At 67.1% G+C, this 25,770-nt stretch carries 16 protein-coding genes; 10 read left to right on the forward strand and 6 right to left on the reverse strand.

What is annotated here, in order from left to right:
• Positions 1-77 precede the first annotated feature (77 nt).
• From BLS85_RS08140 to malQ, 4 genes are all read left to right on the forward strand, one after another.
• Positions 78-1,538, forward strand: a complete 1,461-nt coding sequence (locus tag BLS85_RS08140; protein WP_176793513.1) for an alpha-amylase family glycosyl hydrolase — start codon at positions 78-80, stop codon at positions 1,536-1,538.
• Entirely contained in the window at positions 1,535-3,568 is a 2,034-nt protein-coding gene (locus BLS85_RS08145; protein ID WP_092785014.1) for an alpha-1,4-glucan--maltose-1-phosphate maltosyltransferase, read from the forward strand. Before BLS85_RS08140 ends, BLS85_RS08145 begins: the two co-directional genes overlap by 4 nt.
• A gap of 141 nt (positions 3,569-3,709) precedes the next feature.
• A complete protein-coding gene (treS, locus tag BLS85_RS08150; protein ID WP_092785017.1) occupies positions 3,710-6,994 on the forward strand; it encodes a maltose alpha-D-glucosyltransferase in 3,285 nt (1,094 codons plus the stop codon).
• A 273-nt stretch (positions 6,995-7,267) separates the two neighbouring features.
• Positions 7,268-9,469: a 4-alpha-glucanotransferase gene (gene malQ / locus BLS85_RS08155; RefSeq protein WP_092785019.1), complete on the forward strand. Its 2,202-nt coding sequence runs from the start codon at positions 7,268-7,270 to the stop codon at positions 9,467-9,469.
• An 11-nt stretch (positions 9,470-9,480) separates the two neighbouring features.
• On the opposite strand, the gene BLS85_RS08160 is transcribed toward malQ, so the two are convergent.
• A complete protein-coding gene (locus BLS85_RS08160) occupies positions 9,481-11,073 on the reverse strand; it encodes a hypothetical protein (protein ID WP_092785022.1) in 1,593 nt (530 codons plus the stop codon).
• A gap of 409 nt (positions 11,074-11,482) precedes the next feature.
• Here BLS85_RS08160 and BLS85_RS08165 point away from each other — a divergent pair, with 409 nt between their 5' ends.
• Together BLS85_RS08165 and BLS85_RS08170 are read left to right on the forward strand one after the other, a co-directional pair.
• Entirely contained in the window at positions 11,483-12,319 is an 837-nt protein-coding gene (locus BLS85_RS08165) for a hypothetical protein (RefSeq protein WP_092785025.1), read from the forward strand.
• 310 nt (positions 12,320-12,629) lie between these two features.
• Positions 12,630-16,121 carry an indolepyruvate ferredoxin oxidoreductase family protein gene (locus BLS85_RS08170; protein WP_092785028.1) on the forward strand — a complete coding sequence of 1,164 codons (3,492 nt, stop codon included), beginning with the start codon at positions 12,630-12,632 and terminating at the stop codon, positions 16,119-16,121.
• 202 nt (positions 16,122-16,323) lie between these two features.
• Here BLS85_RS08170 and BLS85_RS08175 read toward each other — a convergent pair whose 3' ends face one another.
• From BLS85_RS08175 to BLS85_RS08195, 4 genes are all read right to left on the reverse strand, one after another.
• On the reverse strand, positions 16,324-16,674 hold the full coding sequence (locus BLS85_RS08175; RefSeq protein WP_092785031.1) for a HigA family addiction module antitoxin: 351 nt from the start codon (positions 16,672-16,674) through the stop codon (positions 16,324-16,326).
• 250 nt (positions 16,675-16,924) lie between these two features.
• The gene (locus BLS85_RS08185) at positions 16,925-18,493 is read right to left on the reverse strand and encodes a DUF1963 domain-containing protein (protein WP_092785037.1); all 1,569 of its coding nucleotides are present in this window, start codon (positions 18,491-18,493) and stop codon (positions 16,925-16,927) included.
• Positions 18,494-18,640: 147 nt separating this feature from the next.
• Complete coding sequence (gene gabD / locus BLS85_RS08190; RefSeq protein ID WP_092785040.1) at positions 18,641-20,101, reverse strand: NADP-dependent succinate-semialdehyde dehydrogenase; 1,461 nt, start codon at positions 20,099-20,101, stop codon at positions 18,641-18,643.
• A 73-nt stretch (positions 20,102-20,174) separates the two neighbouring features.
• Complete coding sequence (locus tag BLS85_RS08195; RefSeq protein WP_092785043.1) at positions 20,175-21,515, reverse strand: YihY family inner membrane protein; 1,341 nt, start codon at positions 21,513-21,515, stop codon at positions 20,175-20,177.
• 144 nt (positions 21,516-21,659) lie between these two features.
• On the opposite strand from BLS85_RS08195, the gene fabI reads away from it, so the two are divergent.
• Genes fabI through BLS85_RS08215 form a run of 4 tightly spaced genes read left to right on the forward strand, consistent with a single transcriptional unit; the run spans position 21,660 to position 24,839 of the window.
• Positions 21,660-22,502 carry an enoyl-ACP reductase FabI gene (gene fabI, locus BLS85_RS08200; RefSeq protein WP_092785046.1) on the forward strand — a complete coding sequence of 281 codons (843 nt, stop codon included), beginning with the start codon at positions 21,660-21,662 and terminating at the stop codon, positions 22,500-22,502.
• A 12-nt stretch (positions 22,503-22,514) separates the two neighbouring features.
• Positions 22,515-23,597, forward strand: a complete 1,083-nt coding sequence (gene aroC / locus BLS85_RS08205) for a chorismate synthase (protein ID WP_092785049.1) — start codon at positions 22,515-22,517, stop codon at positions 23,595-23,597.
• 28 nt (positions 23,598-23,625) lie between these two features.
• A complete protein-coding gene (locus BLS85_RS08210) occupies positions 23,626-24,552 on the forward strand; it encodes an alpha/beta hydrolase (protein ID WP_176793515.1) in 927 nt (308 codons plus the stop codon).
• A 44-nt stretch (positions 24,553-24,596) separates the two neighbouring features.
• Positions 24,597-24,839 (forward strand): Lrp/AsnC ligand binding domain-containing protein, encoded by a 243-nt coding sequence (locus BLS85_RS08215; RefSeq protein ID WP_092785055.1) that lies wholly within the window; start codon positions 24,597-24,599, stop codon positions 24,837-24,839.
• On the opposite strand, the gene BLS85_RS08220 is transcribed toward BLS85_RS08215, so the two are convergent.
• Positions 24,832-25,707 carry a metallophosphoesterase family protein gene (locus tag BLS85_RS08220; RefSeq protein WP_092785058.1) on the reverse strand — a complete coding sequence of 292 codons (876 nt, stop codon included), beginning with the start codon at positions 25,705-25,707 and terminating at the stop codon, positions 24,832-24,834. The two genes, BLS85_RS08215 and BLS85_RS08220, sit on opposite strands and share 8 nt — an antisense overlap.
• Positions 25,708-25,770: the final 63 nt, after the last annotated feature.

Raw genomic sequence — 25,770 nt, forward strand, 5'->3', positions numbered from 1 at the left:
GCGAGGGCTTTGGCCCGCAACGGCCTACCCCGGGGCGGCCAGTCGGGACTCTCGTCGGGACTGTCCTTGAGATCGCCATGCCGCCGGTCATATCGCCCCATCCGAACCTCGACCACCTTCGCTTCCCGGGGCAGGGGCCGCCGGCCGTTCCCGATCCGCTTGATGCCCTTGATCCGCCACCCCATCGAAAAGTCGGTCTCATGCTGCTTCAGCCCGTCGCCGATCCCGCGCCCCGCATCTACAACCTGTTTCCGACTCTGGCCGGTCCCATCGCCCGGTGGGAGGACCGCCTCGACCACATCAAGGCGATGCGGTTCGACTGGATCTATGTGAACCCGATCCATTATCCGGGGTTTTCTGGCAGCCTGTACGCGGTGAAGGACTTTTTCGCGCTGCATCCGGCGCTGGATGACGGCTCCGGGCGCCCGGCCGACGATCAGATCCGCGCTTTCCTGGACGCGGCCCACGAACAGGGCCTGAAAGTCATGCTCGATCTGGTGGTCAACCACACGGCGAAGGACTCGCCCTGGGTCGACGACCACCCGGACTGGTACGTTCGCGATGAGGACGGCGCCGTCCAGTCGCCCTTTGCCATCGACCCGGCCAACGCGGACAACAAGACCGTGTGGGGCGATCTGGCCGAACTGGACTACGCGCCGCGTCCGGCGCGCGAGGCCCTGGTGGCCCAATTCGCCGCCATCGTGCGTCACTACACCGCGTTGGGCTTCGACGGCTTCCGCTGCGACGCGGCCTACAAGGTGCCGGCCGAGGCCTGGGCCGAGTTGATCGCGGCCGCCCGCTCGATCAACCCGTCGGCGCTGTTCGCGGCGGAGACCCTGGGCTGTCGCTTGCCGGAAATCGAGGGGCTGCGCCCGGCCGGCTTCGACTACCTGTTCAACAGTTCCAAGTGGTGGGATTTCCGCAAGGATTGGTTGCTGAAGCAGTACACCGCCTTCCGCTCGCTTGCCCCCTCCATTGCCTTCCCGGAAAGCCACGACACCCCGCGCCTGCGCGCCGACCTGCCGGCGGACTGGCCGATGGAGCGGGTGATGGACGCCTACCGCCGGGCGTGGCTGTTCGCGTCGGTCTTCTCCAGCGGCACGATGATGCCAATGGGCTTCGAGTACGGATTCGCCCGCAAGCCGGACGTGGTCAGCACACGTCCAGAGGACTGGGAGGAGCCGGCCTTCGACCTCACCGCCTATATCGCGGCGACCAACGACATGAAACGCCGCGCGCGGGTGCTGAACTGGGAGGGGCCGCAACGGGCCATCGACTGCGATCCGCATGTTCTCATGCTGGTGCGCGCGGCCGAGCATGACCCGGACCTGTCCGTTGTCCTCGTCAACAGGGATCTTGAGGGGGTGCGCACGGTGGCGGTCAACCACATTCGCCAGGCGGACTTCGGCGTCGGCGCCGCGCCGCTGGCGGAACTGACACCGGGCCGCGCCAAGGGTCGCCTTGATCCCGGCGCGACGGTCCGGCTGGATCCCGGCGAGATCCGCGTTTTCGTTCATGACCCCAGGGAGTCGCCATGAGCAAGCGAGCCGCGGGCGGTGCCGACAAGGGCCCCGCCATCGACCTGTCCACCCTGTCCAGCCGCCCCATCGTCATTGAACGGGTCACTCCGGAAATCGACCACGGTCGCTTCGCCGTGAAGCGGTGCGAGGGCGACACCCTGACCGTTGGGGCCGCGATCTTCGCAGAGGGTCACGGGGCGCTGTCGGCCGCGCTGCTGTTGCGCCGGGCCGGGGAGACGGACTGGCAGGAATACCCGATGGCGTCGGTGAACCACGGTCTGGCGTTGTGGGAGGGCTCGGCGCCGCTGCCGGATATCGGCCGCTGGGACTACACCATCGAGGCGTGGCGCGACGAGTGGACCTCGTGGCGGAGCGACACCGGCAAGAAAGTGGACGCCGGCCAGGAGGTCTCGCTGGAACTCGTCGAGGGCCGTGCCCTGGTCGAGGCGGCGCAGGCGCGGGCCAAAGGGGACGATGCCACCTACCTGAAGACGGTGTTGAAGGGCTTCGACGCCGATCCGGCGGCGGCGGCCCAGACCACGTTGCTGATGTCCCCCGAGTTGCAGGGCGTCATGGCGCGCTGGCCCGACCGGACGCAGGCGGTGCGGTATGATCTGGTGCTGCCGTTGGTGGTCGATCCGGAGCGTGCCGCGTTCGCGGCGTGGTACGAAATGTTCCCGCGCTCGCAGGGGACGGAGCCGGGCCGCTGGGGGACGTTCGAGGACTGCATCCGGCGCCTGCCCGAGGTGCGGGCAATGGGCTTCGACGTGCTGTACTTCGTGCCCATCCATCCCATCGGCACCACGCACCGCAAGGGCAAGAACAACAGTCTTGTGGCCGGGCCGCACGAACCGGGCAGCCCCTACGCCATCGGTGCGCCGGAGGGCGGCCACATGGCGATCCATCCGGAACTGGGCACCCTTGAGGATTTCGAGCGGCTGGTGCGCTCCGCCAACCACATGGGCATGGAAGTGGCGCTGGACATCGCCATCCAATGCTCGCCGGATCACCCCTGGATCACCGAGCATCCGGAGTGGTTCAAGTTCCGCCCGGACGGTACCATCAAGTACGCGGAAAACCCGCCCAAGAAGTATCAGGACATCGTCAACGTCGAGTTCTTCGGCCCGCATCAGTACGAGTTGTGGGAGGAACTGCGGCAGGTGTTCGAGTTCTGGATCGGGCACGGGGTCACCATCTTCCGCGTCGACAACCCGCACACCAAGCCGGTGCCGTTCTGGGAATGGGTGATCCGCACCACCAAGGACGAACATCCCTATGTGCAGTTTTTGGCGGAGGCTTTCACACGCCCACCCATGATGAAAATGCTGGCCAAGGTGGGGTATACCCAATCCTACAGTTACTTCACATGGCGAAACCGCAAACATGAACTTCAGGAATACCTCACGGAGCTGACGCAGGCCGAGTGCGTCGAGTACATGAGGCCGAATTTCTTTGCCAATACGCCGGATATCCTGCCCGAGTTCCTGCAACGCGGTGGGCGGCCCGCCTTCATGATCCGCGCCGTGCTGGCGGCGACGCTGGCCGGGGTGTACGGCATCTACAACGGCTTCGAGCTGTGCGAAAACGACGCCGTCCCGGGCAAGGAAGAGTACAACAACAGCGAGAAGTACGAGTTCAAGGTCTGGGACTGGGATCGTCCCGGCCACATCAAGGACCTGATCGCCAAGCTCAATCACATCCGCCAGGACAACCCGGCCTTACGGCGGTTCGAGGCTCTGCGGTTTTACGAGTGCGACAGCGACGATGTGCTGTTTTACGGCAAGATGACGGCCGAGCGGGACAACATGGTCTTCGTGCTCTGTACGACCAACCCGTTCGACGGACGGCATGTCTGGATGCGCTTCCCGCTGGCCGAGATGGGACTGGAGCCGGATCAGGCCTTTGAGGTCGAGGATCTGCTGACCGGCGACCGCCACCTCTGGACGGGGGAGTGGCACCATTACTATCTGAATCCGCAGACCAATCCGGCCGCCGTGTTCCGGGTCGTGCCGTGGCGCGCGGTGGACTATCGCAACCCCAGTCTCTAGCCGGTCTTCGTGACCGGTGGTAAAGGTATGGTCGTGTCGGGTCCGGATCGATCGATCCGGACCGTTCGGCCGGTGCAGTCGTATTCCGTTCCCGCTCCGTCCCCGCCTTCCCCCTGACCATGGACCGCAAGAGGGCCGTGCATGACCAGTGATCCCCTTTGGTACAAGGACGCCATCATCTATCAGCTTCACGTCAAGGCCTTCGCCGACAGCGACGGCAACGGCATCGGTGATTTCCGGGGTCTGACCGAGAAGCTGGATTATCTGACCGAACTGGGGGTGACGGCGGTCTGGCTGCTGCCGTTCTATCCGTCGCCGCTGCGTGACGACGGGTATGACATCGCCGAGTACAAGGCGGTCAACGAGTCGTATGGCTCCATGCAGGATTTCCGCCGCTTTGTGAAGGAAGCGCACGCGCGCGGCCTGAAGGTCATCACCGAACTGGTCATCAACCACACCTCGGATCAGCACCCGTGGTTCCAGCGCGCCCGCCGGGCCAAGCCGGGCAGCAACTATCGGAACTACTACGTCTGGTCCGACACCGACCAGAAGTACCAGGGCACGCGGATCATCTTCACCGATACCGAGACGTCGAACTGGGCCTGGGATCCGGTGGCACAGTCCTATTATTGGCACCGCTTCTTCAGCCATCAGCCGGACCTGAATTTCGACAATCCGCGCGTGTTCGACGCCGTCGCCCGGGTCATGAAGTTCTGGCTGGATACGGGGGTGGACGGGCTGCGGCTGGACGCCATTCCGTATCTCGTCGAGCGCGAGGGCACCAACAACGAGAACCTGCCGGAAACCCACGATGTCATCCGGCGCCTGCGCGCGTGGCTCGACGAGCACTTCGAGGGTCGCATGCTGCTCGGCGAGGCCAACCAGTGGCCGGAGGACGTGCGCCCCTACTTCGGCGACGGCGACGAATGCCACATGGCCTTCCACTTCCCGGTGATGCCGCGCATCTACATGGCCGTGGCCCAGGAGGACCGCCACCCGATCACTGACATCATGCGCCAGACTCCAGCGATTCCGGAGAATTGCCAGTGGGCCATCTTCCTGCGCAATCATGATGAACTGACGCTGGAGATGGTCAGCGACCGGGAACGCGACTACCTCTACAGCACCTATGCCGCCGACAAACGGGCGCGGATCAACGTCGGCATCCGCCGCCGGCTGGCGCCGCTGCTGAACAACGACCGGCGCAAGATCGAACTGCTCAACAGCCTGCTGATGAGCCTGCCGGGCACGCCCATCGTCTACTACGGTGACGAGATCGGCATGGGCGACAATATCTTCCTGGGCGACCGCGACGGCGTGCGCACGCCCATGCAGTGGTCGCCGGACCGCAACGGCGGGTTCTCCCGGGCCGATCCGGCCAACCTGTTCCTGCCGGCGATCATGGACCCGGTCTACGGCTTCGGCGCGGTCAACGTCGAGGCCCAGGCGCGCAGCCCGCATTCCCTGCTGAACTGGATGCGCCGGCTCATCAACACCCGCAAGCGCCATCAGTCGTTCGGGCGCGGGACGTTGGAGTTCCTGTATCCGGGCAACCGGAAGATCCTGGCCTATCTGCGCCGGTTCGAGGGCGAGGACATCCTGTGCCTCGCCAACCTGTCGCGCGCCTCGCAGCCGGTGGAACTGGACCTGTCGGATTTCGAGGGTCGGGTGCCCGTGGAACTGCTGGGCCGCAGCGCCTTCCCCCCCATCGGCGAGTTGCCCTATTTCATCACGCTGCCCGCCTACGGATTTTATTGGTTCCTGTTGACCGACGAGGCCGAGGCGCCCAACTGGCACGAATCGTACGTGCATCCGCTGCCGGAATTGAGGACGCTCGTCATGCCGCAGGGCTGGGACAGCCTGTTCACCGGCGCCACCGGCGCCGCGCTGCTGGACGAAAGCCTGCCGTCGTTCCTGCCCAATCAGCGCTGGTTCGCCGGCAAGGAACAGGGGCTGGCCACCGTGGCCATCAGCGATCAGGCCTCGCTGGAGGACGGCGGGACCTCGTTCCTGATGACCCTGGTCGATGCCGGTCTGAACGACGGCGAGCATCAGCGCTACCTGTTGCCGCTGGCCGTGACCTGGGAGACCGACACCGATCCGGCGTTCGACCTCCTGCCCTATACCGTTGCGCGCGCCCGACGCGTGCATCGGGTCGGTGTGTTGCACGACGCGCTGGCCGAATCCCGCTTCACCGCCGCCGTGATCCAGGCGATGCGGGAGGACCGGCGGATCGGCACCGCCGAGGGCGGCAGTGTCGCCTTCCGCCCGACGCGTCTGCTCGGTGACGAACCCGTGGTGCCCGCCGACGAGATTCAACGGCTGGGCCGTGAGCAGTCCAACACCTCCATGATGATCGGTGATCGCATGGTGCTGAAGGTCTATCGCCGGCTGAGCGAGGGCGTTCATCCCGAACTGGAGGTCGGCCGCTTCCTGACCGATGTGGCCGGCTATGCCAACACGCCGCCGCTGCTGGGCTCCATTGAGTTGACCGACGCCGAGGGCGCGCCGACGGCGCTGGCCGTATTGCAGGGCTTCGTGCGCAATCAGGGCGACGGCTGGGCCTATACCCAGGACTACCTTGGCCGATACCTGGAAGACTCCGCGTTGCGGGTTCAGGCCGGCGTGGCCGAGGAGGAGACCGACGAGGCGAGCCACTCCCTGTTCCTGGGCTTGGTCGGCACCATGGGGCGGCGTGTCGCTGAACTGCACCAAGCGCTGGCGATCGAGACCGACGACCCCGCCTTCCAGCCGGCGCCGGTGGACCCGGATGACCGGCGCCTATGGCTGGATCAGGTCAAGGAGGAGGCCGGCAAGGCCCGCCGTTCGCTGCAGCGTGCCCGCGACTCGCTGGACGAGGAAACCCGCGCGGTCGTTGACGATCTGCTGGCCAACTGGAACCGCGTCGATGGTCTGATCGAATCCGCCCTGCCCGAGGGCGTCGATCTGATGAAGACCCGTTTCCACGGGGACCTGCATCTGGGTCAGGTGGTGGTCGCCAAGGACGACGTCTTCATTCTCGATTTCGAGGGCGAGCCCGCCCGCGCGGTCAATCAGCGGCGCCTGAAGCACATGCCGTTGAAGGATGTGGCCGGCATGGTGCGGTCGTTCAACTACGCCGCCTGGGCGGCCCTGTTCGACCGCCGGGTGGTGCAGGCGGATGTCTTCGAGACCCTGGGTCCGGTGGTCGAGTCCTGGGAGGGCGAGGTGGTCGAAACCTTCCTGGACGGCTACCGCGAGGCTATCGGCGATTGCCGCTCGGTGCCCGTCGATCCCGACCAGTTCAACGCCCTGCTGACGCTGTTCACGCTGGAAAAGGCGTTCTATGAGATCGGGTACGAAACCGCGAACCGGCCGGCGTGGGCGCGGATCCCGATCCGCGGGGTCAGCCGTCTGGTGCTGGGTGACGATGCGGCGGAGTCATAAGGAAACGGGATGATTGGGTCGAAATATCGACGATCAAGGGTAGGGCGGGTGACCGAGCGGCCCCCGCCGCCCCTCTGCTTGGTGGCGGCTGTCGTTCGGCCAGCCGTCCTACAGGTGGGAACGATTGAACCGGAACCCGTATGAGGGGTCCGGCGGGCGGTGCGCTGATCGGTGCCGCGGCAATGAACACGGATACGGCTTACTGTGATGACCGGGCGGCCGATCCGGGTCTGACGGATGCTGCCTCCCCCTTGGGACGGAAAGGGACTCCGAATGAGTGAGGAACACGCGCACCTGGAGGCCCTGGCGTCGCGCGCCGGGGTGTCTCAGGAATACTGGGATGCGTTCGGGGTGCACGCGGTCGTGCCGGCCTCGACCAAGCGCGCGTTCCTGGCCGGCATGGGCATGGACGCCGCCGACGAGGCGCGGGCTGGCACGGCGCTGGGCGACCTGGAGGCCGAGACATGGCTGCGTCTGGCGCCGCGCTGTCTGGTGCTGCGGGCAGAGGCCGAGGGGCTGGACGGGCTGCCGGTGGTGGTTTCGGTGCCCGAGGATGCGGCGCCCGGGGGGCTGTCGTGGACGCTACGGCTGGAGGGCCGCGAAGGGGCGGCTCCGGAGGGGGGCGTTTCGCTCGACGACGGGGGAGCGACCGTTCTGGGGGATGCGGACATCGCGGGGCGGCGGTTCCGCCGTCTCTCCCTGACGCTGCCGGTGACCGTGCCCTGGGGCTACCACGGGTTGGATCTGTCGCTCGGCGACGGCGAGGCGGTGCGCGTGATGGTCATCGTCGCGCCCTTGCGCTGCTATCTGCCGCCGGCGCTGGAGGCCGGGCACCGCGTCTGGGGGCCGTCGGTGCAGGTGTACGCTCTGCGCGGGCGGGACGACTGGGGCATGGGTGACTTCGCCGACCTTCGGCGGCTTCTGGACCTGGGAGGGCGCGAGGGCGCCGGCGTGGTCGGCATCAACCCGCTGCACGCGCTGTTTCCGACCCGGCCGCGTCACGCCAGTCCGTATTCTCCCAGCAGCCGCCTGTTCCTCAATCCGCTCTACATTCACATCCCGGAGGTGCCGGAGGTCGCCGACGATGCCGCCCTTGCGGCGCGCTTGGCTGATCCCGATCTCCGGGCACGGCTGGATGCGCTGGCCGGGGACGCGTTGATCGACCACGAGGGCGTTCACGGCGTCAAGGGACCGCTGCTGGAGGCGCTGTTCGAGGTCTTCGCCGACCAGCATCTGGGACGGGCGACCCTCCGCGATCAGGCGTTCGAGGCTTTCCGGGCGGAGCGTGGGCGGCCGTTGCGGCTGTTCGCCATCCATGAAGCGCTGGCCGAGACCTTTGCCCACCTGGGCCAATCCTCGGACGACTGGCCGGCGGCGTATCGACATCCCGACAACCCCGAGGTGACGCAATTCGCCGAGGAGAACGCCCGCCGGGTGGTGTTCCATGAATACCTTCAGTTCGAGGCCGACCGGCAATTGGGGCTGTGCGCCGCGACCGCGCGTGACGTCGGCATGACGGTGGGGCTCTACCACGACCTTGCGCTCGGGGCCGATTCGACCGGCGCCGACATCTGGATGAACCGCGACCTCGTGGTGGATGGCGTCGCCGTGGGCGCGCCGCCCGATCCGATGAACCTGAAGGGGCAGAACTGGGGTTTCCCGCCGCTCAACCCAGTGCGGCTGCGGGCGCGGGCCTACGATACCTTCGTCGAGGTGGTGCGCGCCGGTATGCGTCACGCCGGGGCGCTGCGCATCGACCATGTGCTGGGCCTGATGCGCATGTTCTGGATTCCCCACGACACCCCGGCGCGCGACGGCGGCTATGTGACCTATCCCTTCGACGAGATGCTGGCCGTGCTGGCGCTGGAAAGCCATCGTCAGCGGTGCGTCGTGATCGGCGAGGACCTGGGGACGGTGCCGGACGGCTTCCGCGAGCGCATGGCGGCCGAGAACATCCTGTCCTACCGGCTGTTCTATTTCGAGCGCCACCTGGACCAATCGCTGAAGGCGCCGCCGGACTATCCGGCCAAGGCCGCCGTGGCGGTGGGCACGCACGACCTGCCGACGTTGCGCGGCTACTGGACCGGGCACGACCTTGAGGTCAAGAACGCGCTGCACCTGTTCCCCGACGATGCCACCTTCGACCGCGAGCGGGACGAGCGGGTGCGTGATCGCGGGCGTATCCTGGCGACGTTGGCCGCCGCCGGCTGTCCGGTGGAGGACGACGGCTCGGGCGGCGCTCTGTCCGAACCGCTGATCGAGGCGATTCACCGCTATATCGCCCGTACCCCCAGCCTGATCCTGCTGTTGCAGCTTGAGGACGCGCTGAACGAGATCGATCAGGCCAACGTGCCGGGCACGGTGGACGAGCACCCGAACTGGCGCCGCCGGCTGAGCCTGGCCGTGGAGGATCTGGCCGGCCACCCGCGCTTCGCCGCGCTGGCGCGGATTCTGCGCGAGGAGCGGGGCCGGTAGGGGCGCGCCTGTCACGCCAGCCAGCCGGCGACGGTGGCCTGCCACCACAGCAGCAGGTCGAGGAACCGGGGGCCGAGGTGAACCGGAGCAAGATTGGCGACGATCCACAGGAGCGCCACGCCAAAGACGACGGCCACGATGGCGATGACCCAGCGTAGCGTGAGGGCGGCGGCGATCATCATGCGCGTGCCCTCGCCGTCGTCCAGGCGCTCTATGCCGGCGAGGATGCGCGCGCGCAGCCCCGGCACCCGCACCGTCACCAGGCTGGCGCACCAGATGATGGCGTGCAGCAGGGTGGGGATCAGAGTCGAAAAAAGGGTGAAGTAGATCCAGACATGGCCGGGGTTGCCCGGCTTGGCGCCGATGGCCTCCAGTTGGGCACGGACGTTGACGAAATCGTGGCCGAGCGCGGGCCGAACCCGGGCGTTGAACACTTCCAGCGCGAGGATGAGCGTCAGAGCCAGCACCACCAGGGCGATCAGTGCCAGCCCGAAGTCCGTCAGAGACAGCCGCGCACGGCTCCAGGCGGATCGGGCCTCCAGGTTCTTGCGCAACAGAAACCGTGTCAGCCCAAGGGAGGCCCAGTCGAACGGCGCGTTTAGGAGGGGGAAGAGGAAGATAGCAAGCAAAACTCCCAAGGCATAGCCGGCTTCGTCTCCCATCGCGGCGATCCCCGCAGCCAACCACCCGGCCCCGAAAAGAAGGGCTGTCAGAGCAACCAAGGCCGGACCAAAGAACCGCCGTCGGCGTGAAAATCTCAAAAAAAGCTTAATAACTGCGTGGCCCCCAGCGAAAGCTACGACGAACGCGATAACTCCAGCACCCAAGCTAGTGCCAAGAAAAGCCAAAGCGACAGACCCAGCGACAGCTCCAGCGCCAGCGCCAGCGAAAGTGCCAATGAAAGTACCAGCGGAGCCGCCCGGAGAAACAACAGCGAGTGTGACAACACAAGCGGCAACGCCAACGCTTATGAATCCGCCACTGGCAGTGCCCAAAACGATAATTCCTATAGCTTCATCTGCGATAAACGCTAATAATACTGCGGGTAAAACAAAAATAAGCACCCATTTTTGCCAATCTTCGCGCCGCAAGAGCCGAACGAAGAGCCAGAAAATTCCGCCAAGTCCCAAGCTCATCACGAAGCGAAACAGGTCGTTCTTTAGGGGCAACAGGCCCAGAGCCTCCCCCAGGGCGCCAGTTTGGTTCAAAAGTAACCAGGTCAGAAAAGCTGACATGATCGGATAGGCCACCGCCAACAGCAGGCAGCGGTCGTAGGCGTTCGCCGTCCAGGTCAACGGGCGGCCCGGGGCGTGGTTCGTCGAAGACTCCTCGTCTTCGTCTCCCCAGCGGTCGAAAAACCAGTCGATCTTGTCGAGGAATCCCTCCAGAAGCGATTGGTATGCGGTTTGAAGCGTGTCCTTGCCTTCAATCTGCGTCCGGAGCTTCTTGAAATTGGGCTTCGCCGGCTTGGCCAGGATCCGGTCGTACCGTTTGTACGTCAGCCAGAGGAAGAAGCCGGCAAGGCCGCCGCAAATGGCGACCACCAGACCGCCGATCACGGCGATCAGGACAAGCGACCAGAACCCCGACGCCGCCGCCTCCACCCCGCACTCCCCCCGAAACCCGCGTCACCCCGGCCCCCGCGCCACGCGGCGCGTCCGCAACCATGGCATGGGGACGGTGGGGGTTCAACGGCGCGGGTGCATCCTCCACCACGGGCTGCCGAAGAACATCAATCGCCGCCCGGACCGGCCTATTCTCCTCCCCCCGTCGGGGCGATGCGATTCACAAAACTCTACGTCTCTTCGTCATTGCGAGGAGCGAAGCGACGACGCAATCCAGGGCGAATACTCGCGACCTTTGCCCTGGTTTGCTTCACCCTCGTCTTGTGACGAGGGTTCGCAATGACGAGTCAAGTTGCCGTGCGAGCGGAGAGCCGCCGCTGTTGTCCAGGGCTTGGTGTGGCGCCGTCGCGTGTTAGGCTTGATCCTCTTCCATGAGGGTCCGGGACCCATGCGCCACGACCTCCTCGATGAAATCGAACGCCTCGTCTTCGCCATCCGTGACTTCCACGCGCGGCACGGCCGGTCCATCGCGCGCCGCATCAAGAGGTCGTCAAAGGCCCGCCCGCGCCTGGACGAGCTTCGCGCGTTCTTCGATCCGATCCCAGAGGACTACGCCGCCCTGTACACCGTGTTCGACGGCGTGCGACAGCCGGATACGATGTCGCAGTGGCAGAGCGCCGTCTTCCTCGGCCATCACTGGGACCCGATCGACTGGGTCATCCGCGGGATGCGGATCATGCGGATCGAGCAGCAAAGGCACGGGTTCGAGCGGCTTCCGGCCTTCCGGGGCAGCGCGACGCGCGGGAGCGTCGATTTCGATGTGTTTCCCACCTGGGTCGAGAATGGACAGGCTCCCGTCGTCGCCAATCTCGGGAGCCTCTCCCCACGTCTGTTCATCGCCTTCGACAGCGTTCTGGCCATGCTGCGGTCGATCGTCGCGGCGCAGGAGGCGGGCGTGATCCGCTTTCGTGCCCAGGACGACGAGGACGGGCACGAGGGCGAGACGCTCTTTGATCCAGGCGCCCTGTGGGACGTGATCGCGCCCCTCAATCCCAGGGCGGACTACTGGCGCACGCTCCGGGCGGGGCCGATCGATTGGCAATTGGACCCCATCAAAGACAAACCCGCAGGCGGGGTGGTTCCCCTCGACCCGGAGGTGCGCCGGCTGATCTGGGGCGATCCCGAGGCGTCTTGGACCAAGGCCGACGAGGAGATGCGCGGGTCCGGCATGACGGAAGAGCCGGACCGCCCCGACCGTGAACCGCCGCCGGACGGCCTCGCCTAGGGCAGCGACGCATTCAAGGGATTTCCCTTGAATGCAGACGTCGCGGCACAAAACATTGTTTCTCGTGCACTTTCGATCCAGACAAAAGAATGCAGGCTGCATCTTTTTTCAGGATCAGGGCACGAGGGACTGTTGACAAGAGAGGCGCGGTCACGGCGCGGCCCCTCGTCGCAAAAACGTCAACCTTCCTGCCCCATTTGCGCGTTTCCCTGATTGGCGTTAGGCTGAGCGCGAAGGTTGGGCATTTGCCCGGCCCTTTCGGCGCCCCCATATTTCCCAGGGAAACGCCGTTCCGTCCGGAGGCTCCATCATGACGCATCTCGCCGCCCCGCCGCTCGATCAGGTCACCCTGGAGGACAAGTACCGCCTGGAGAAGGGCCGGGTGTTCCTGACCGGCATCCAGGCGCTGACCCGCCTGCCGCTGGCGCAGCGCCAGCGCGACCGCGCGGCCGGGCTGAACACGGGCGGCTTCATCGCCGGCTATCGAGGCTCGCCCCTGGGCGCTTATGACAAGGAACTGTGGAAGGCGCGCCCGTACCTGGACGCCGAAACCATCGTCTTCCGCCCGGCGGTCAACGAAGACCTCGCCGCCACCGCCATTTGGGGCACGCAGCAGGTCGGCCTGTTCGAGGGTGCCAAAGTCGATGGCGTGTTCGGGATCTGGTACGGCAAGGGGCCGGGCGTGGACCGCAGCGGCGATGTCTTCAAGCACGCCAACATGGCCGGCACGGCGCCCAACGGCGGGGTTCTGGTGCTGGCCGGCGACGACCACGCCGCCAAGTCCTCGACCATCGCGCATCAGTCGGAACACGCGCTGGCCGGCGCCCACATTCCGGTTCTGAACCCGGCCGGCGTGGACGAGGTGATCGACTTCGGCCTTCTCGGCATCGCCATGAGCCGCTTCGCCGGGCTGTGGGTCTCCATGAAGGCCATCAGCGAGATGTGCGACAGCGCCGGCTCGGTGGATGTCGATCCGCTGGCGCTTCAGATCGTCACGCCGACCGACTTCCCGTTCCCTCCCGACGGTGTGCATATCCGCTGGCCGGATACGCCGCTGGCCCAGGAAGAGCGGCTGATGCGGCACAAGATCTATGCCGCGTTGGCCTTCGCCCGCGCCAACCGGATCGACCGCGTTGTCTTCGACAGCCCGGAGGCCCGTCTGGGCATCGTCGCCTCCGGCAAGACCTACAAGGATGTGCGCCAAGCCCTGGCCGACCTGGGCATCACGGAACAGATCGCCCGCGACTTCGGCCTGCGGCTGTACAAGGTCGGCATGCCCTGGCCGCTGGAACGCGACGGCATCCGCCGTTTCGCCGAGGGCCTGGACGAGATCCTGGTGGTCGAGGAAAAGCGCGCCCTGATCGAGAACCAGCTCAAGGAGCAGCTCTACAACTGGCGCGACGACGTGCGCCCGCGCATCGTCGGCAAGTTCGACGAGACCGGGGCGGTGGTGCTGCCGTCGCACGGCGAACTGACCCCGGCGATGGTGGCCCGGGCCATCGCCGGGCAACTGCGGCGGTTCGTGACGCTGGACACCCTGGAACAGCGCCTCGCTTGGTTGGAACAGAAAGAGGCGGAACTCACCACCCAAACACCACCGGCCAAACGCCTGCCGTACTACTGCTCCGGCTGCCCGCACAACACCTCCACCAAGGTGCCCGAGGGCAGCGTCGGGCTGGCCGGCATCGGGTGCCACTACATGGTCACCTGGATGCCGGAGCGGAACACGAAGACCTTTACCCACATGGGCGGGGAGGGGGCAAGCTGGGTCGGCTTGTCGCCCTTCACCGAAACTCGCCATGCGTTCGTCAACATCGGCGACGGCACGTACTTTCATTCCGGATCACTGGCCATCCGGCAGGCCGTGGCCGCCGGGGTCAACGTCACCTACAAGGTGCTCTACAACGACGCCGTCGCCATGACCGGCGGGCAGCCCGTCGACGGGACCCTGACCGTGCCCCAGATCGCCCGCAGCCTGGAGGGCGAGGGCGCGAAGCGCATCGCCATCGTCGCCGACGATCCGGCCCGCCATGCCGACGCCGATCTGCCCGCCTGCGCGAGCGTGCATCACCGCGACGACCTGGACGCGGTGCAGCGGGACCTGCGCGAGGTGCCGGGTGTGACCATCCTGATCTACGATCAGGTCTGCGCCGCCGAGAAGCGCCGCCGCCGCAAGCGCGGCCTGATGGAGGACCCGGACGTCCGCGTCGTCATCAACGAGGCGGTGTGCGAGGGCTGCGGCGATTGCGGCGTGCAGTCCAACTGCGTGTCCATCGTGCCCGTGGAGACCGAGTTCGGCCGCAAACGGGCCATCGACCAGTCCACGTGCAACAAGGATGTGTCGTGCGTGAAGGGCTTCTGCCCCAGTTTCGTCACCGTCTCCGGCGCCACACCCCGCAAGGGCTCCGCGAAGGCCGACGCGGGCGACGGCTGGCCGCCGCTGCCGGAGCCGGCCACCGACATCACCCAGGCCGTGCCCTACGACATCCTCGTCACCGGTATCGGTGGGACCGGCGTGGTGACCATCGGCGCCATTCTCGGCATGGCCGCGCACCTGGACGGCAAGGGCGTGTCGGTGCTCGATCAGACGGGACTGGCGCAGAAGAACGGCGCGGTGGTCAGTCATATCCGGCTGGCGCGCTCGCCGGCGGACATCCACGCCGTGCGCATCGCCGCCGGCAACACCAACCTGCTGCTGGGCTGCGACATGGTGACGGCCTCGGGCGCCGATGTGCTGGCCAAGATGCGCCGCGGCCTGACGGTGGCGGTGATGAACGCCCAACAGGTCATGACCGCCGACTTCACCCAGCGGCCGGACCTCGCCTATCCCGACCGCCGCATCCGCGAGACGCTGTCCGACGCGACTCACGACGTGGACATTGTGGACGCAACCCGCGTCGCCACCGCGCTGCTGGGCGACAGCATCGCCGCCAACCTGTTCATGGTGGGGTATGCGTGGCAGAAGGGCCTGATCCCCATCGGCCGCGCCGCTCTGGACCGCGCGGTGGAGTTGAACGGCGCGGCGGTGGAAACCAACCGCGCGGCCTTCCTGTGGGGCCGGCGCATGGCGGCGGATCCCGAGGCCGTGCTGGCCCTGATCGGGCCGGAGGCGGAGACGGAGGGCGACCGGCGGCTGTCGGAGACCCTGGACGAGGCCATCGAGCGGCGGGCGGCGTCGCTGCGGGTGTCCCGAAACGGCGCGGCGGCGAAGCGCTACCGCAAGGCGGTCGCGCACGTGCGCGCCGCCGAGGCGCGGGTGATGGGCGCGGGCGAAACCGCGCTGACCGACGTCGTGGCCCGCGCGCTGTTCAAACTGATGAGCTTCAAGGATGAGTACGAGGTCGCCCGGCTGTACACCGACGGACGGTTCGAGGCCATGCTGACCGAACGGTTCGAGGGCACGCCCCGCCTGACCTTTCATATGGCGCCGCCGCTGCTGGCCAAGCGCGACCCGCGCACCGGCCACCTGGTCAAGCGCGCATACGGTCCGTGGGTGTTCGGCGCGTTCAAGGCGCTGGCGGCGCTGAAGGGGCTGCGCGGCACCCCGCTCGACCCCTTCGGCCGCACGGCGGAACGGCGCCTGCAGCGCCAATTGATCGCCGACTATCGGGCCTTGCTGGACACCCTGACCGAGGGCCTGACGCGGGACACCCACGCCGTGGCGGTGGACCTCGCCCGCCTGCCGCTGGACATGCGCGGCTTCGGCCATGTGCTGGAACAGAACGTCACCCTCGCCAAGACCCGGGAGACCGAGCTGCTGGAGGCCTTCCGCGCGCCGGTTCCGCGCATGGCGGCGGAGTAGGGCAAGCGTCCCGAGAGGGAATAAACCGTCATTGCGAGCCCTCGTCATTTGACGAGGGCGAAGCAATCCAGAGCGGATGACATTGGGCCTCGCCCTGGATTGCTTCGGCGCTTCGCGCCTCGCAATGACGGCGCTGGTGCCGGTCGGGGGAGCAACCCCCGACCGGCCACGGGCGGGATCGCGCGATGCCTCGACGTGGCCATCACGCTGCGGCGTCGGTGTGCCGGGGAATGCGGGCCAGGTCGTCTTCCAGGTCCCGCGCCGCGTTCCACAGGTCGTGGGCCTGTTGCATCCGCAGCCACATCTCCGGCCCATTGCCGCACCAGTGACCAAGGCGAACCGCCATGGCGGGGGTGACCGCGACTACTCCGGCCAGGATGCGGTGCAGGGTCTGGCGCGAGATGCCCAGCTCTCGGGCGGCGGCCGTCACACTCAGACGAAGCGCCGGCAGGACGGTGTCACGCAGGACCACGCCGGGGTGGCTGGGGCAGCGATGCGGGCGGCCGGAAACGATCAGTTCCTCGGGCAACTCCTCGGGCAGCACCTCGGGCATCGCGCGTCTCCTTCAGTGGTCGTTCTCAAGGTCGACCCGCCAAGCGTCGCCGTCCTCGAATTCGAACGTGACACACCATGGCCCATGGACGTGGACCGACCACCGCTTCGGCGAGCCTCGAAGACCATGGAAATTCCAGCCGGGGATGTTCATGTCCTCGGGCCGGGTGGCGAACCCGAGCGGCGGAGGGCACGGGGAAAACAGCTTCGGTCTCGCCTTTCCGGTCCCAATAGACGGTGCCACCCGTTTCTCAGTTCGTGATCTCGACCTTGACGTAGCCGAATTCGCCCCGTTTCAGGTCCGGACCCAGGGCCGAGAAGACCAGGGGGTAGAAATCGTGCCACGACCAGCCGAGCAGATAGCTGAACGGCGTCTCCAGCACCAGCACGTCGGTGTCGAACCCCAGGATGGAGGTACACCCTTCGGGTTCGCCGCCCATGCGGGCGCCCTCGCGCCGGGCGTCCTCCGCCCAGCGCCGCTCGAACCGGGCGCGCACCGGATCCGGCAGGGCATCGGGGTCGCGCGCATAAACCTGCTTGGCGATGTCGTAGGCATACGCGGGATACAGGACCAGCGGTCGTTTCGGGTCCTGGGCCAGATCAGCCAGGGTTTCGTAAACAAGGCGCCACGTTTCGCTTGAAAACGGGGTCTCGGCCCGCGTGGCGTCGGTCTTGTCGATCCACCGCGACAGGGCGGAGGCGACATCCTCCAGGGCCGTGATTGAGGCCTCAATGGCCTGGAGTTCCTTGTCCACCGCGAGGAGCCCGTCCTCCGGGGTTTTCTGCCGTCGTGCCTGAAGCGCGGCCTGACGGTCGGCGGACGAGGCCAGAAGCGAGGCCACATGATCCGACATGGTCGCCAGCAGCATGCGATGGGACGTCCAGTCGAAGGGCTGGCAGGCCGGGTCCCGGAGGTCAAATCCGTCCTGGAACGGGGGATTCACGTCGTCCCGTGCGAGGTTGTCGGCGTGTGCAACCCGTACCTCCACCGGCCAGCGGGGCGTTTCGGTGCTCCATCGCATGTCTTTCGGGCACTCGTTCAGGAATGCCGCCAGATCCTCGCTGTCGTGCAGGCCGCCAAGGTCGGCCGAGACGCGGGCCGGGGGTGTTCGTTCCGGCCCCAGCGCGGGGGCATGGATGATGGCGCCGGCCAGGGTGTCGTCTCGGGACCCGACGAAGAACGCCAGCCAGCCGGTTCTGGGGCCCGCCCCGCCCCACAGTTCGGCCGGCAGGTCGGCGCAGTCGATCTGTCCCAGGAAAGCGAACGGCTCGGTATCGCCCATCGGCCAGGTGAACGGGTCGGGCAGGCGGGGGCGGCCCCCCATCCAGGATCCCGGCGTCCAGTCCGGCGGGATCGGGACCATGGGCTGAAGGCGTGCGGCGGCGCCCAACGACGCGTCATCCAGGTTGAAGGTCACGGGCCCGTCGTCCGACAGTCCGCCGCCGAGAAGGCTGTCGTTCGCAGGCGCGGACTTTTCGGCGAACAATCCGTCCGGTTCGCGCGGTTCCTGATGATCGTCCTGTGTCGGGTGTTCTTCCACGACATCCTTGTGCGGGCTGTCCTCGTCCAGAGCGTCGTCTTCTTGGAAAACCGGGTCGCGGACCTGATCCTCCGGGTATTCGGGGTCTTCTTCCGCAAACGGAACGTCCGGTTGAGCGGAGTCCGGCTGATCGTCCTCCGGATACGACGGCGGCGCCGCGTTCTGGTTAAGAATGCTCGCCAGACGACTGCGGGCCGTCTCGACGCTGCTGTCGCCGGACGCCTCCTTGCGATCACCTTGCGCCTTGCGGTCGCGTCGCCCGAAGAACGGTAGTTTCATGGGGGAATCGCCTTCTCAACCAAGCACATCGCGGACTGTGGGCTAACCCGATTGGGTCGAGGTGTGGCAACATTTAACCATTCAGGTTGCATGTTGACCACCCCTCCTTCCCATGGACACCGCCCAGTCGTCCTGAGGCGGTCCGCCCTATTTGTCCACGCCGCCCATGCACAGGTACTTGATCTCGACGAAGTCATCGATGCCGTACTTGGAGCCCTCGCGGCCCAGGCCGGATTCCTTGACCCCGCCGAAGGGCGCGACCTCGGTCGAGATGATGCCCTCGTTGATGCCGACGATGCCGTATTCCAGTCCCTCCGAGACGCGCCAAACGCGGCCCATGTCGCGGGCATAGAAGTACGCGGCCAGCCCGTACTGGGTGTCGTTGGCCATGGCGATGGCCTCGGCCTCGGTGGAGAAGCGGTACAGTGGCGCCACCGGGCCAAAGATCTCCTCCGAGAACAGCCGCATGGAGGCACTGACGTCGGCCAGGATGGTGGGCTCGTAGAAGGTGCCGCCCAGCGCGTGCGGCTTGCCGCCCAACACCACGCGGGCGCCCTTGCCGACCGCGTCGCCGACCAGATCCTGAACCTTGTCCAACGCCGCCGAGTCGATCAACGGCCCTTGTTGGGTCTCGCCGGCGAGGCCGTCGCCGACCTTCATGTCCCGGACGGCGGCGGCCAGTTTCTCGGCGAAGGCATCATAGACGCCGTCCTGAACCAGAAGCCGGTTGGCGCACACGCAGGTCTGGCCGGTATTGCGGTACTTGGAGGCAATGGCCCCGGCCACGGCGGCGTCCAGGTCGGCGTCGTTGAAGACGATGAACGGCGCGTTGCCGCCCAGCTCCAGCGAGATCTTGGTGACGTTGGCGGCGCACTGCTCCATGAGTTTCTTGCCGATCTCGGTGGAGCCGGTGAAGGACAGCTTGCGCACCAGCGGGTTTGAGGTCATCTCGGCGCCCACCGCCGACGAGCGCTTGGTGGTCAGGATGTTCAAGACACCCGGGGGCATCCCCGCCTGTTCGGCCAGTTCCGCCAGCGCCAGCGCCGATAGCGGGGTCAGGGCCGCCGGCTTGATGACCACCGGGCAGCCGGCGGCCAGCGCCGGCGCGCACTTGCGGGTGATCATGGCGTTGGGGAAGTTCCACGGCGTGATGGCGGCCACCACGCCGATGGGCTGCTTGATGACCACGATGCGCTTGTCGGGGCCGTGCGAGGGGATGACATCGCCGTAGATACGCTTGCCCTCCTCGGCGAACCACTCGATGAAGCTGGCGCCGTAGGCCACCTCGCCTTTGGCCTCGGCCAGGGGCTTGCCCTGCTCGGCGGTCATCAGGACGGCCAGATCCTCCTGGTGCGCCATGATGAGGTTGAACCAGTCGCGCAGGATGGTGGCCCGCTGCTTGGCGGTCTTGGCGCGCCACGCCGGCCAGGCGGCGTTGGCGGCCTCGATCGCCCGGCGGGTCTCGTCGGCGCCCATGTCGGGCACGCGTGCCAGCTCGGCGCCGGTCGCCGGGTTGGTGACCGCGAAGGTGCCGCCAGCGTCGGCGTCGCACCACTGGCCATTGATGTAGCAGTGCTGGCGCAGCAGGCGGTTTTCGGTCAGTTTCATGAAATCTCCTCCGATCTGTCTGATCTGGGCGCGGCCCGGTTGGCGGGACTCTACACCCAGGGCACGCCCCCCGTCATCCATCCCCCTGGTCCTCGCCGCGCAGCAGGGTTCGCAGCGGCACGGCCAGCGCGCTGCGTTCGGCGTCGCGCGCCCGGGCCAACCGGCGGGCCAGGGCCTCACTCCAGGGCAGACCGGGCGGCGGCGTCGCCGGGGTGGCGGTGTCCGGTAAACGCAGGGCCAGCAGACCGAGTAGATCATCCAGCGTCACCGCGCCCAAGTCGCGGGCCAGCAACCAGCGGCCTTTTTCGGAGCGGGCCACCAGACCGGCCGCGTTCAGATCGCGCAGCACGGTGCGCAGGCGTTCCTCCGGCACACCGATTTCGCGCAGCATGAGCCGACGCCCGACCCCGCCGCGCGCATCCGTGCCGGAGGCCGGCACGGCGCCCGCCTCTGCCTGAAGGCATGCCAGCACCCGCAGCGCCGCCGTCAGATCGTGACGGCGCGGGTCGTCTCCCTCGGCGCGGCGCATGCGCCAGACCGGCAGGACGGCCGCGATGATCGCGCCGGCCAGCACCACCAGCCAGGACATGTACATCCACACCAGGAACACCGGGATCACCGCCATGGCGCCGTACAGCGTCCGATAGGCCTCGGCGTTGGTCACGTAAACCAGGAATCCCACGCGCAGAACGGCCACCAGCACGGCGGCCACCACGCCACCGGCCAGCGCATCCGTCGCCCGCACCGGTCTGTTCGGCACCACGGCATACAGCAGGGTGAACGCCACGGCGGTCAGCACCCACGGCAGCGCCCGCGCGATTAGGCCGCCAATGCCCGTCAGCATGGCCGGTGCGCCGTCGGCAAGTTCTCCCAGCGTGTAGAGATAGCCGGTCAGCGAGGCGCTGGCTCCCAGCAACAACGGGCCGAGGGTGACCGCGGCCCAGTACACCAGAAGGCGTGCCGCGAGACCCCGTGCGGAGCGGACGCCGAAAATCGCGTTCAGGGCCGTTTCGATGGTCACCAGCAGCATGATGGCGGTCACGGCGATGCCGACCACGCCTAGGGCCGTCAGGCCGCCTGCGGCGCGCACGAAATCGTCTACTTTTTCGCGCACCACATCGTCGGCGTAGGGGAAGAGCACGCTGAACAGGGTGTCCATGATGGAGCCGCGCACCTCGGCGAACACCGGAAACGCGGTGACCATGGCCAGGGCGATGGCCAGCAGTGGCACCAGAGCCAGCAGCGAGGTATAGCTGAGAGACGCGGCCACCCGCGCCACCTGGGTTTCGGTCGCGCGGTCCCGCGTCATCCGGACCAGGAGCATCAGGGATTCGCGGGCCGATGGTGCTCCCTCCGGCGGGGGCGACGGACGATCCGAATCATCGGGCGCCTGCTCGGCGGTTATGGTTTGCATCCCGACCCCCCTGAAACAGATCACGAAGAGATTTCCTCCGCGCGGGATTTGATTTAGTGTGACGCCCCCAAAAAGGGGGGCGCTAAGCTTGGAGCGAGGGCGTTCCCTTCACCGCATCGCGTGCAGAAAACCAAGAGGATGAGCATGACGGCTTCCACCCCCATCCTGGCCGGCAAACGCGGCCTTGTCATGGGACTCGCCAACGACAAGTCCATCGCCTGGGGCATCGCCAAAGCCTGTGTCGGGCATGGCGCCGAACTGGCCCTGACGTATCAGGGCGCCCCCCTGCTCAAGCGGGTCAAGCCGTTGGCGGAAAGCCTCGGCGTGACCATGATGCTGGATTGCGACGTCACCGACACCCCCAGCATGGATGCGGCGTTCGACCGCCTTCGGGACGAATGGGGGCGGCTGGATTTCGTGGTCCATGCCATTGCCTATTCCGACCGGGAGCAGTTGAAGGGGCGGTACGTCAACACGACGCCCGAGAACTTCGATCAGACGATGCGCATCTCCTGCTTTTCGTTCACCGATGTGTGTCGTCGGGCACACCCGTTGATGAGCGAGGGCGGCAGCCTGCTGACGCTGACCTACTACGGCGCCGAACAGGTCATGCCGCACTACAACGTCATGGGCGTGGCCAAGGCGGCGCTGGAGGCCAGCGTGCGCTATCTGGCCAATGACCTGGGGCCGGAGGGCATCCGCGTCAACGCCATCTCCGCCGGGCCGATCCGCACCCTGGCAGCCTCCGGCATCGGCGATTTCCGCTTTATCCTGAAGTGGAACGAGTACAACGCGCCGCTGCGACGCAACGTGTCCACCGACGAGGTGGGCAATGCCGCCATGTACCTGCTGTCTGACCTTGCATCCGGCGTGACCGGCGAGGTGCACCATGTGGACAGCGGCTATCATACCGTCGGCATGGTCGCTCCCGATTCGGCGTCGCAGATCATCGACCTGATGAGCGGCTTCAAGCCGAAAACGGACTAGGACCGGCGCGGCATGTCGCACAACAGCTTCGGTCACCTGTTCCGGGTCACTACCTTCGGCGAGAGCCACGGGCCGGCCATCGGATGCGTGGTGGACGGCACGCCGCCGCGCCTGTCCCTGGACGAGGCCGATCTGCAACGCGACCTGGATCGCAGGCGGCCCGGGCAGTCGCGCCACACCACGCAACGGCGCGAGGCCGACGCGGCGCGGATCCTGTCGGGCGTGTTCGAGGGGCTAACCACCGGTACGCCCATCGCCGTGCTGATCGAGAACACCGACCAGCGCAGCAAGGACTACGGCGACATTGCAGGCAAGTTCCGCCCGGGCCACGCGGACTACACCTACGAGGCCAAGTACGGCATCCGCGACCATCGCGGCGGCGGGCGCTCGTCGGCGCGGGAGACCGCCAGCCGGGTCGCCGCCGGGGCCATCGCCCGAAAGGTTCTCGGCGACGGCGTGTCCGTCCGCGCCGCGTTGGTGCAATTGGGCGCGGATCGCCTGGAGGTCCCGGCCGATTCCTGGGACTGGGACGAGGTGGACCGCAATCCCCTGTTCTGTCCTGACGCCGCGACCGCCGAACGGTGGGCGGCGCGGCTGGACGACGTCCGCAAGTCGGGCGACTCCATCGGTGCGGTGGTTCATGTGGAGGCGCTGGGTGTGCCGGCCGGCTGGGGTGCCCCGGTCTACGGCAAGCTCGACCAGGACATCGCGGCCGCGCTGATGAGCATCAACGCCGTCAAGGGCGTGGAGATCGGCGCCGGCTTCGGGGCGGCGGCCCTGAGAGGATCGGAAAACGCCGACGAGATGGAACCGGGACCGAACGGCGCTCCTCACTTCACCAGCAATCACGCCGGCGGCATTCTGGGCGGCATCTCGAGCGGGCAGCCCGTCGTCGCCCGCTTCGCCGTCAAGCCGACAAGCTCCATCCTGGTGCCGCGCCGCACGGTGGACCGCGACGGTCGGGCCACCGAGATCATCACCCGGGGGCGGCACGATCCATGCGTGGGCATCCGCGCGGTGCCGGTGGCGGAAGCCATGATGGCCTGCGTGCTGGCCGACCATGCCCTTCGGCATCGGGCGCAGTGCGGCGGGTGATCCGGCCGCGTGGCATCGGGGGCACATCATGGCGGATGCCGACATCGAGATCGATCCCGCGCTGGAGACCGCCTACAACTGCCGAGCCGCCGTACCCGAGCATGCGGCCATTTTCGAGTCCTGGGCCGAACGCAGCGCCTCGGCCCGGCATGCGGCGGGTCGCGCATTTCGCGGAAACGTCCCGTATGGTCCGCGACCGCGATGGACCCTGGATCTGTTCGGGGCTGGAGTCGGGGGCCGGCCGCGCCCTCTGCTGATGATCCTGCACGGTGGCTACTGGCAGGCCATGGACAAGAGCGCGTCGAGCTTTCTTGCCCCGTCGTTCCTTGAGGCCGGCGCGGTGGTGGCGGTCGTCAACTACCCCCTGTGCCCGGCCGATCCCCTGCCGGCCATCACTCTCGCGCTGCGTGAGGCCGTCCAGTTCCTGTGGCACGAGTCCACCGGCCTGGGCGTCGACCGGCATCGGTTCGTCGTGGCCGGGCATTCGGCCGGCGCGCATCTGGCGGCCGAACTGCTCTGTACCCGGTGGCCGTCCCTGGATTCCAGCATGCCCCTGGATACCCTGAGAAGCGCCATTCTCGTCAGCGGCCTGTTCGACCTGGAACCGCTGTGCCGCACCACCATCAACCGGGCGCTTGGGCTGGATGCCGACGCGGCGCGGCGCAACAGCCCGCTGTACCGTGATCCCGTCCCTGGAACGTCGGTGACGCTGGCGGTGGGCGAGCACGAGTCAGATGCTTTCCATAGCCAGTCCGCCCGCCTGCTGCGATCCTGGACCGCCATGGGGGCGAACGCGACCTGGGTCTCGTTGCCGGGACGTCACCACTTCTCGGCCATCGAGGCGCTGGCCGAACCGGACTCCGCGCTGTACCGCGACGCCCTGGGTCGGTTGAGGCTGCCGGTCCCTCGAACGACGGCGGACTTGACGGGGGCCAAGCCGGAGCCCAAGGTCTGACCGTCAATCCCTTCCGTCCACTGCCCGTGCCGAGACGCCGACCGATGCAGAAAATCTACGTCTTCCTGAAATGCGACCTGGGTCATTCCTACGATGTGGCCGCCGCCCTCGTGGATGGGGTGGAGGAGGTTTCGGAGGTGGACAGCGTCTCCGGCCAGTATGACCTCCTCGCCAAGTTCTACCTGCCCCGCGAGTACGATGTGGGCCGTTTCGTGACCGAGCAGGTGCAGACCCTCAAGGGGGTCAAGGACACCTTCACCCTGGTGGCCTTCAACGCCTTCACGTAACCGGTGCTTCGGGCTCGGACGGAGGTCCGGGCAGGATCTCGCGCAGCAGATCGCCCAGACGCGGGGCCGTCTCCGGATACCGCGCGCGCCACTCGCGCGGATAGCCCAGCGACACCTCCTCGAACCGGGTTCCGTCCCGCCAGTCGGTGCGCGGGACGTGCTGGTGCCCGGTGACCACGATGCGCGCGTTGAAGCGCCGGTGCCAGTCCTCCGTGAGCACCGTGCCGCACCACGGCGCCAGGCGCGGAACCCTGTTGATGAACAGCAGGTCGCGGCGCAGGGGAAAGTGGTTGATGAGAACCGTGCGGGTGCCCGGCGGCAGGGCATTCAGCCGCGCTTCCGAGATCGCCAGGCGCTGACGGCACCATGCGGCCCGGGTGGCGTGTGGCGATGGCGATAGGTGTTGTTCGTCGGCGCACACCGCATGCTCTTCCGCCGCCCAGGCCCGCAGGCCCTCTAGCGACACGTCCGGCGGCCGAAAGCTGTAATCGTACAGCAGAAACAGCGGGCACAGCACCACGGTGTCCGGCCCCGACCCGTCCAGGATCGTGGGGTAAGGGTCTTCGGGTGTCAGAACGTTGAAGGTCCGCGCCAGATCGACCAGGGCCGTGTACTTCGCCGCGCCGCGCAGGCGTTCGCCGCTCTCCTCGGTGGTCCACAGTTCGTGATTTCCGGGCACCCAGATCAGGCGGGCGAAGCGCGGGCGCAGGGCCGCGAACGCCATGGCGACGTGCGTCAGGGATTCGCCCACATCGCCGGCCAGGATCAGCCAGTCCGCGCGATGGTCCTCCAGGTCGCTCAGGTCGTCCAGAATCGCCCGGTTCTCGGGGTGTCCCAGGTGCAGATCGCTGACGGCCAGCAGGCGCACCGGCCCCTCCCTCGCGTTCCCGTCGCGTCACGATCCCGGCGGGCCTTGGATCGGATCGATGGA

The sequence above is a fragment of the Rhodospira trueperi genome (assembly GCF_900101965.1).
GTDB classification, from domain to species: domain Bacteria; phylum Pseudomonadota; class Alphaproteobacteria; order Rhodospirillales; family Rhodospirillaceae; genus Rhodospira; species Rhodospira trueperi.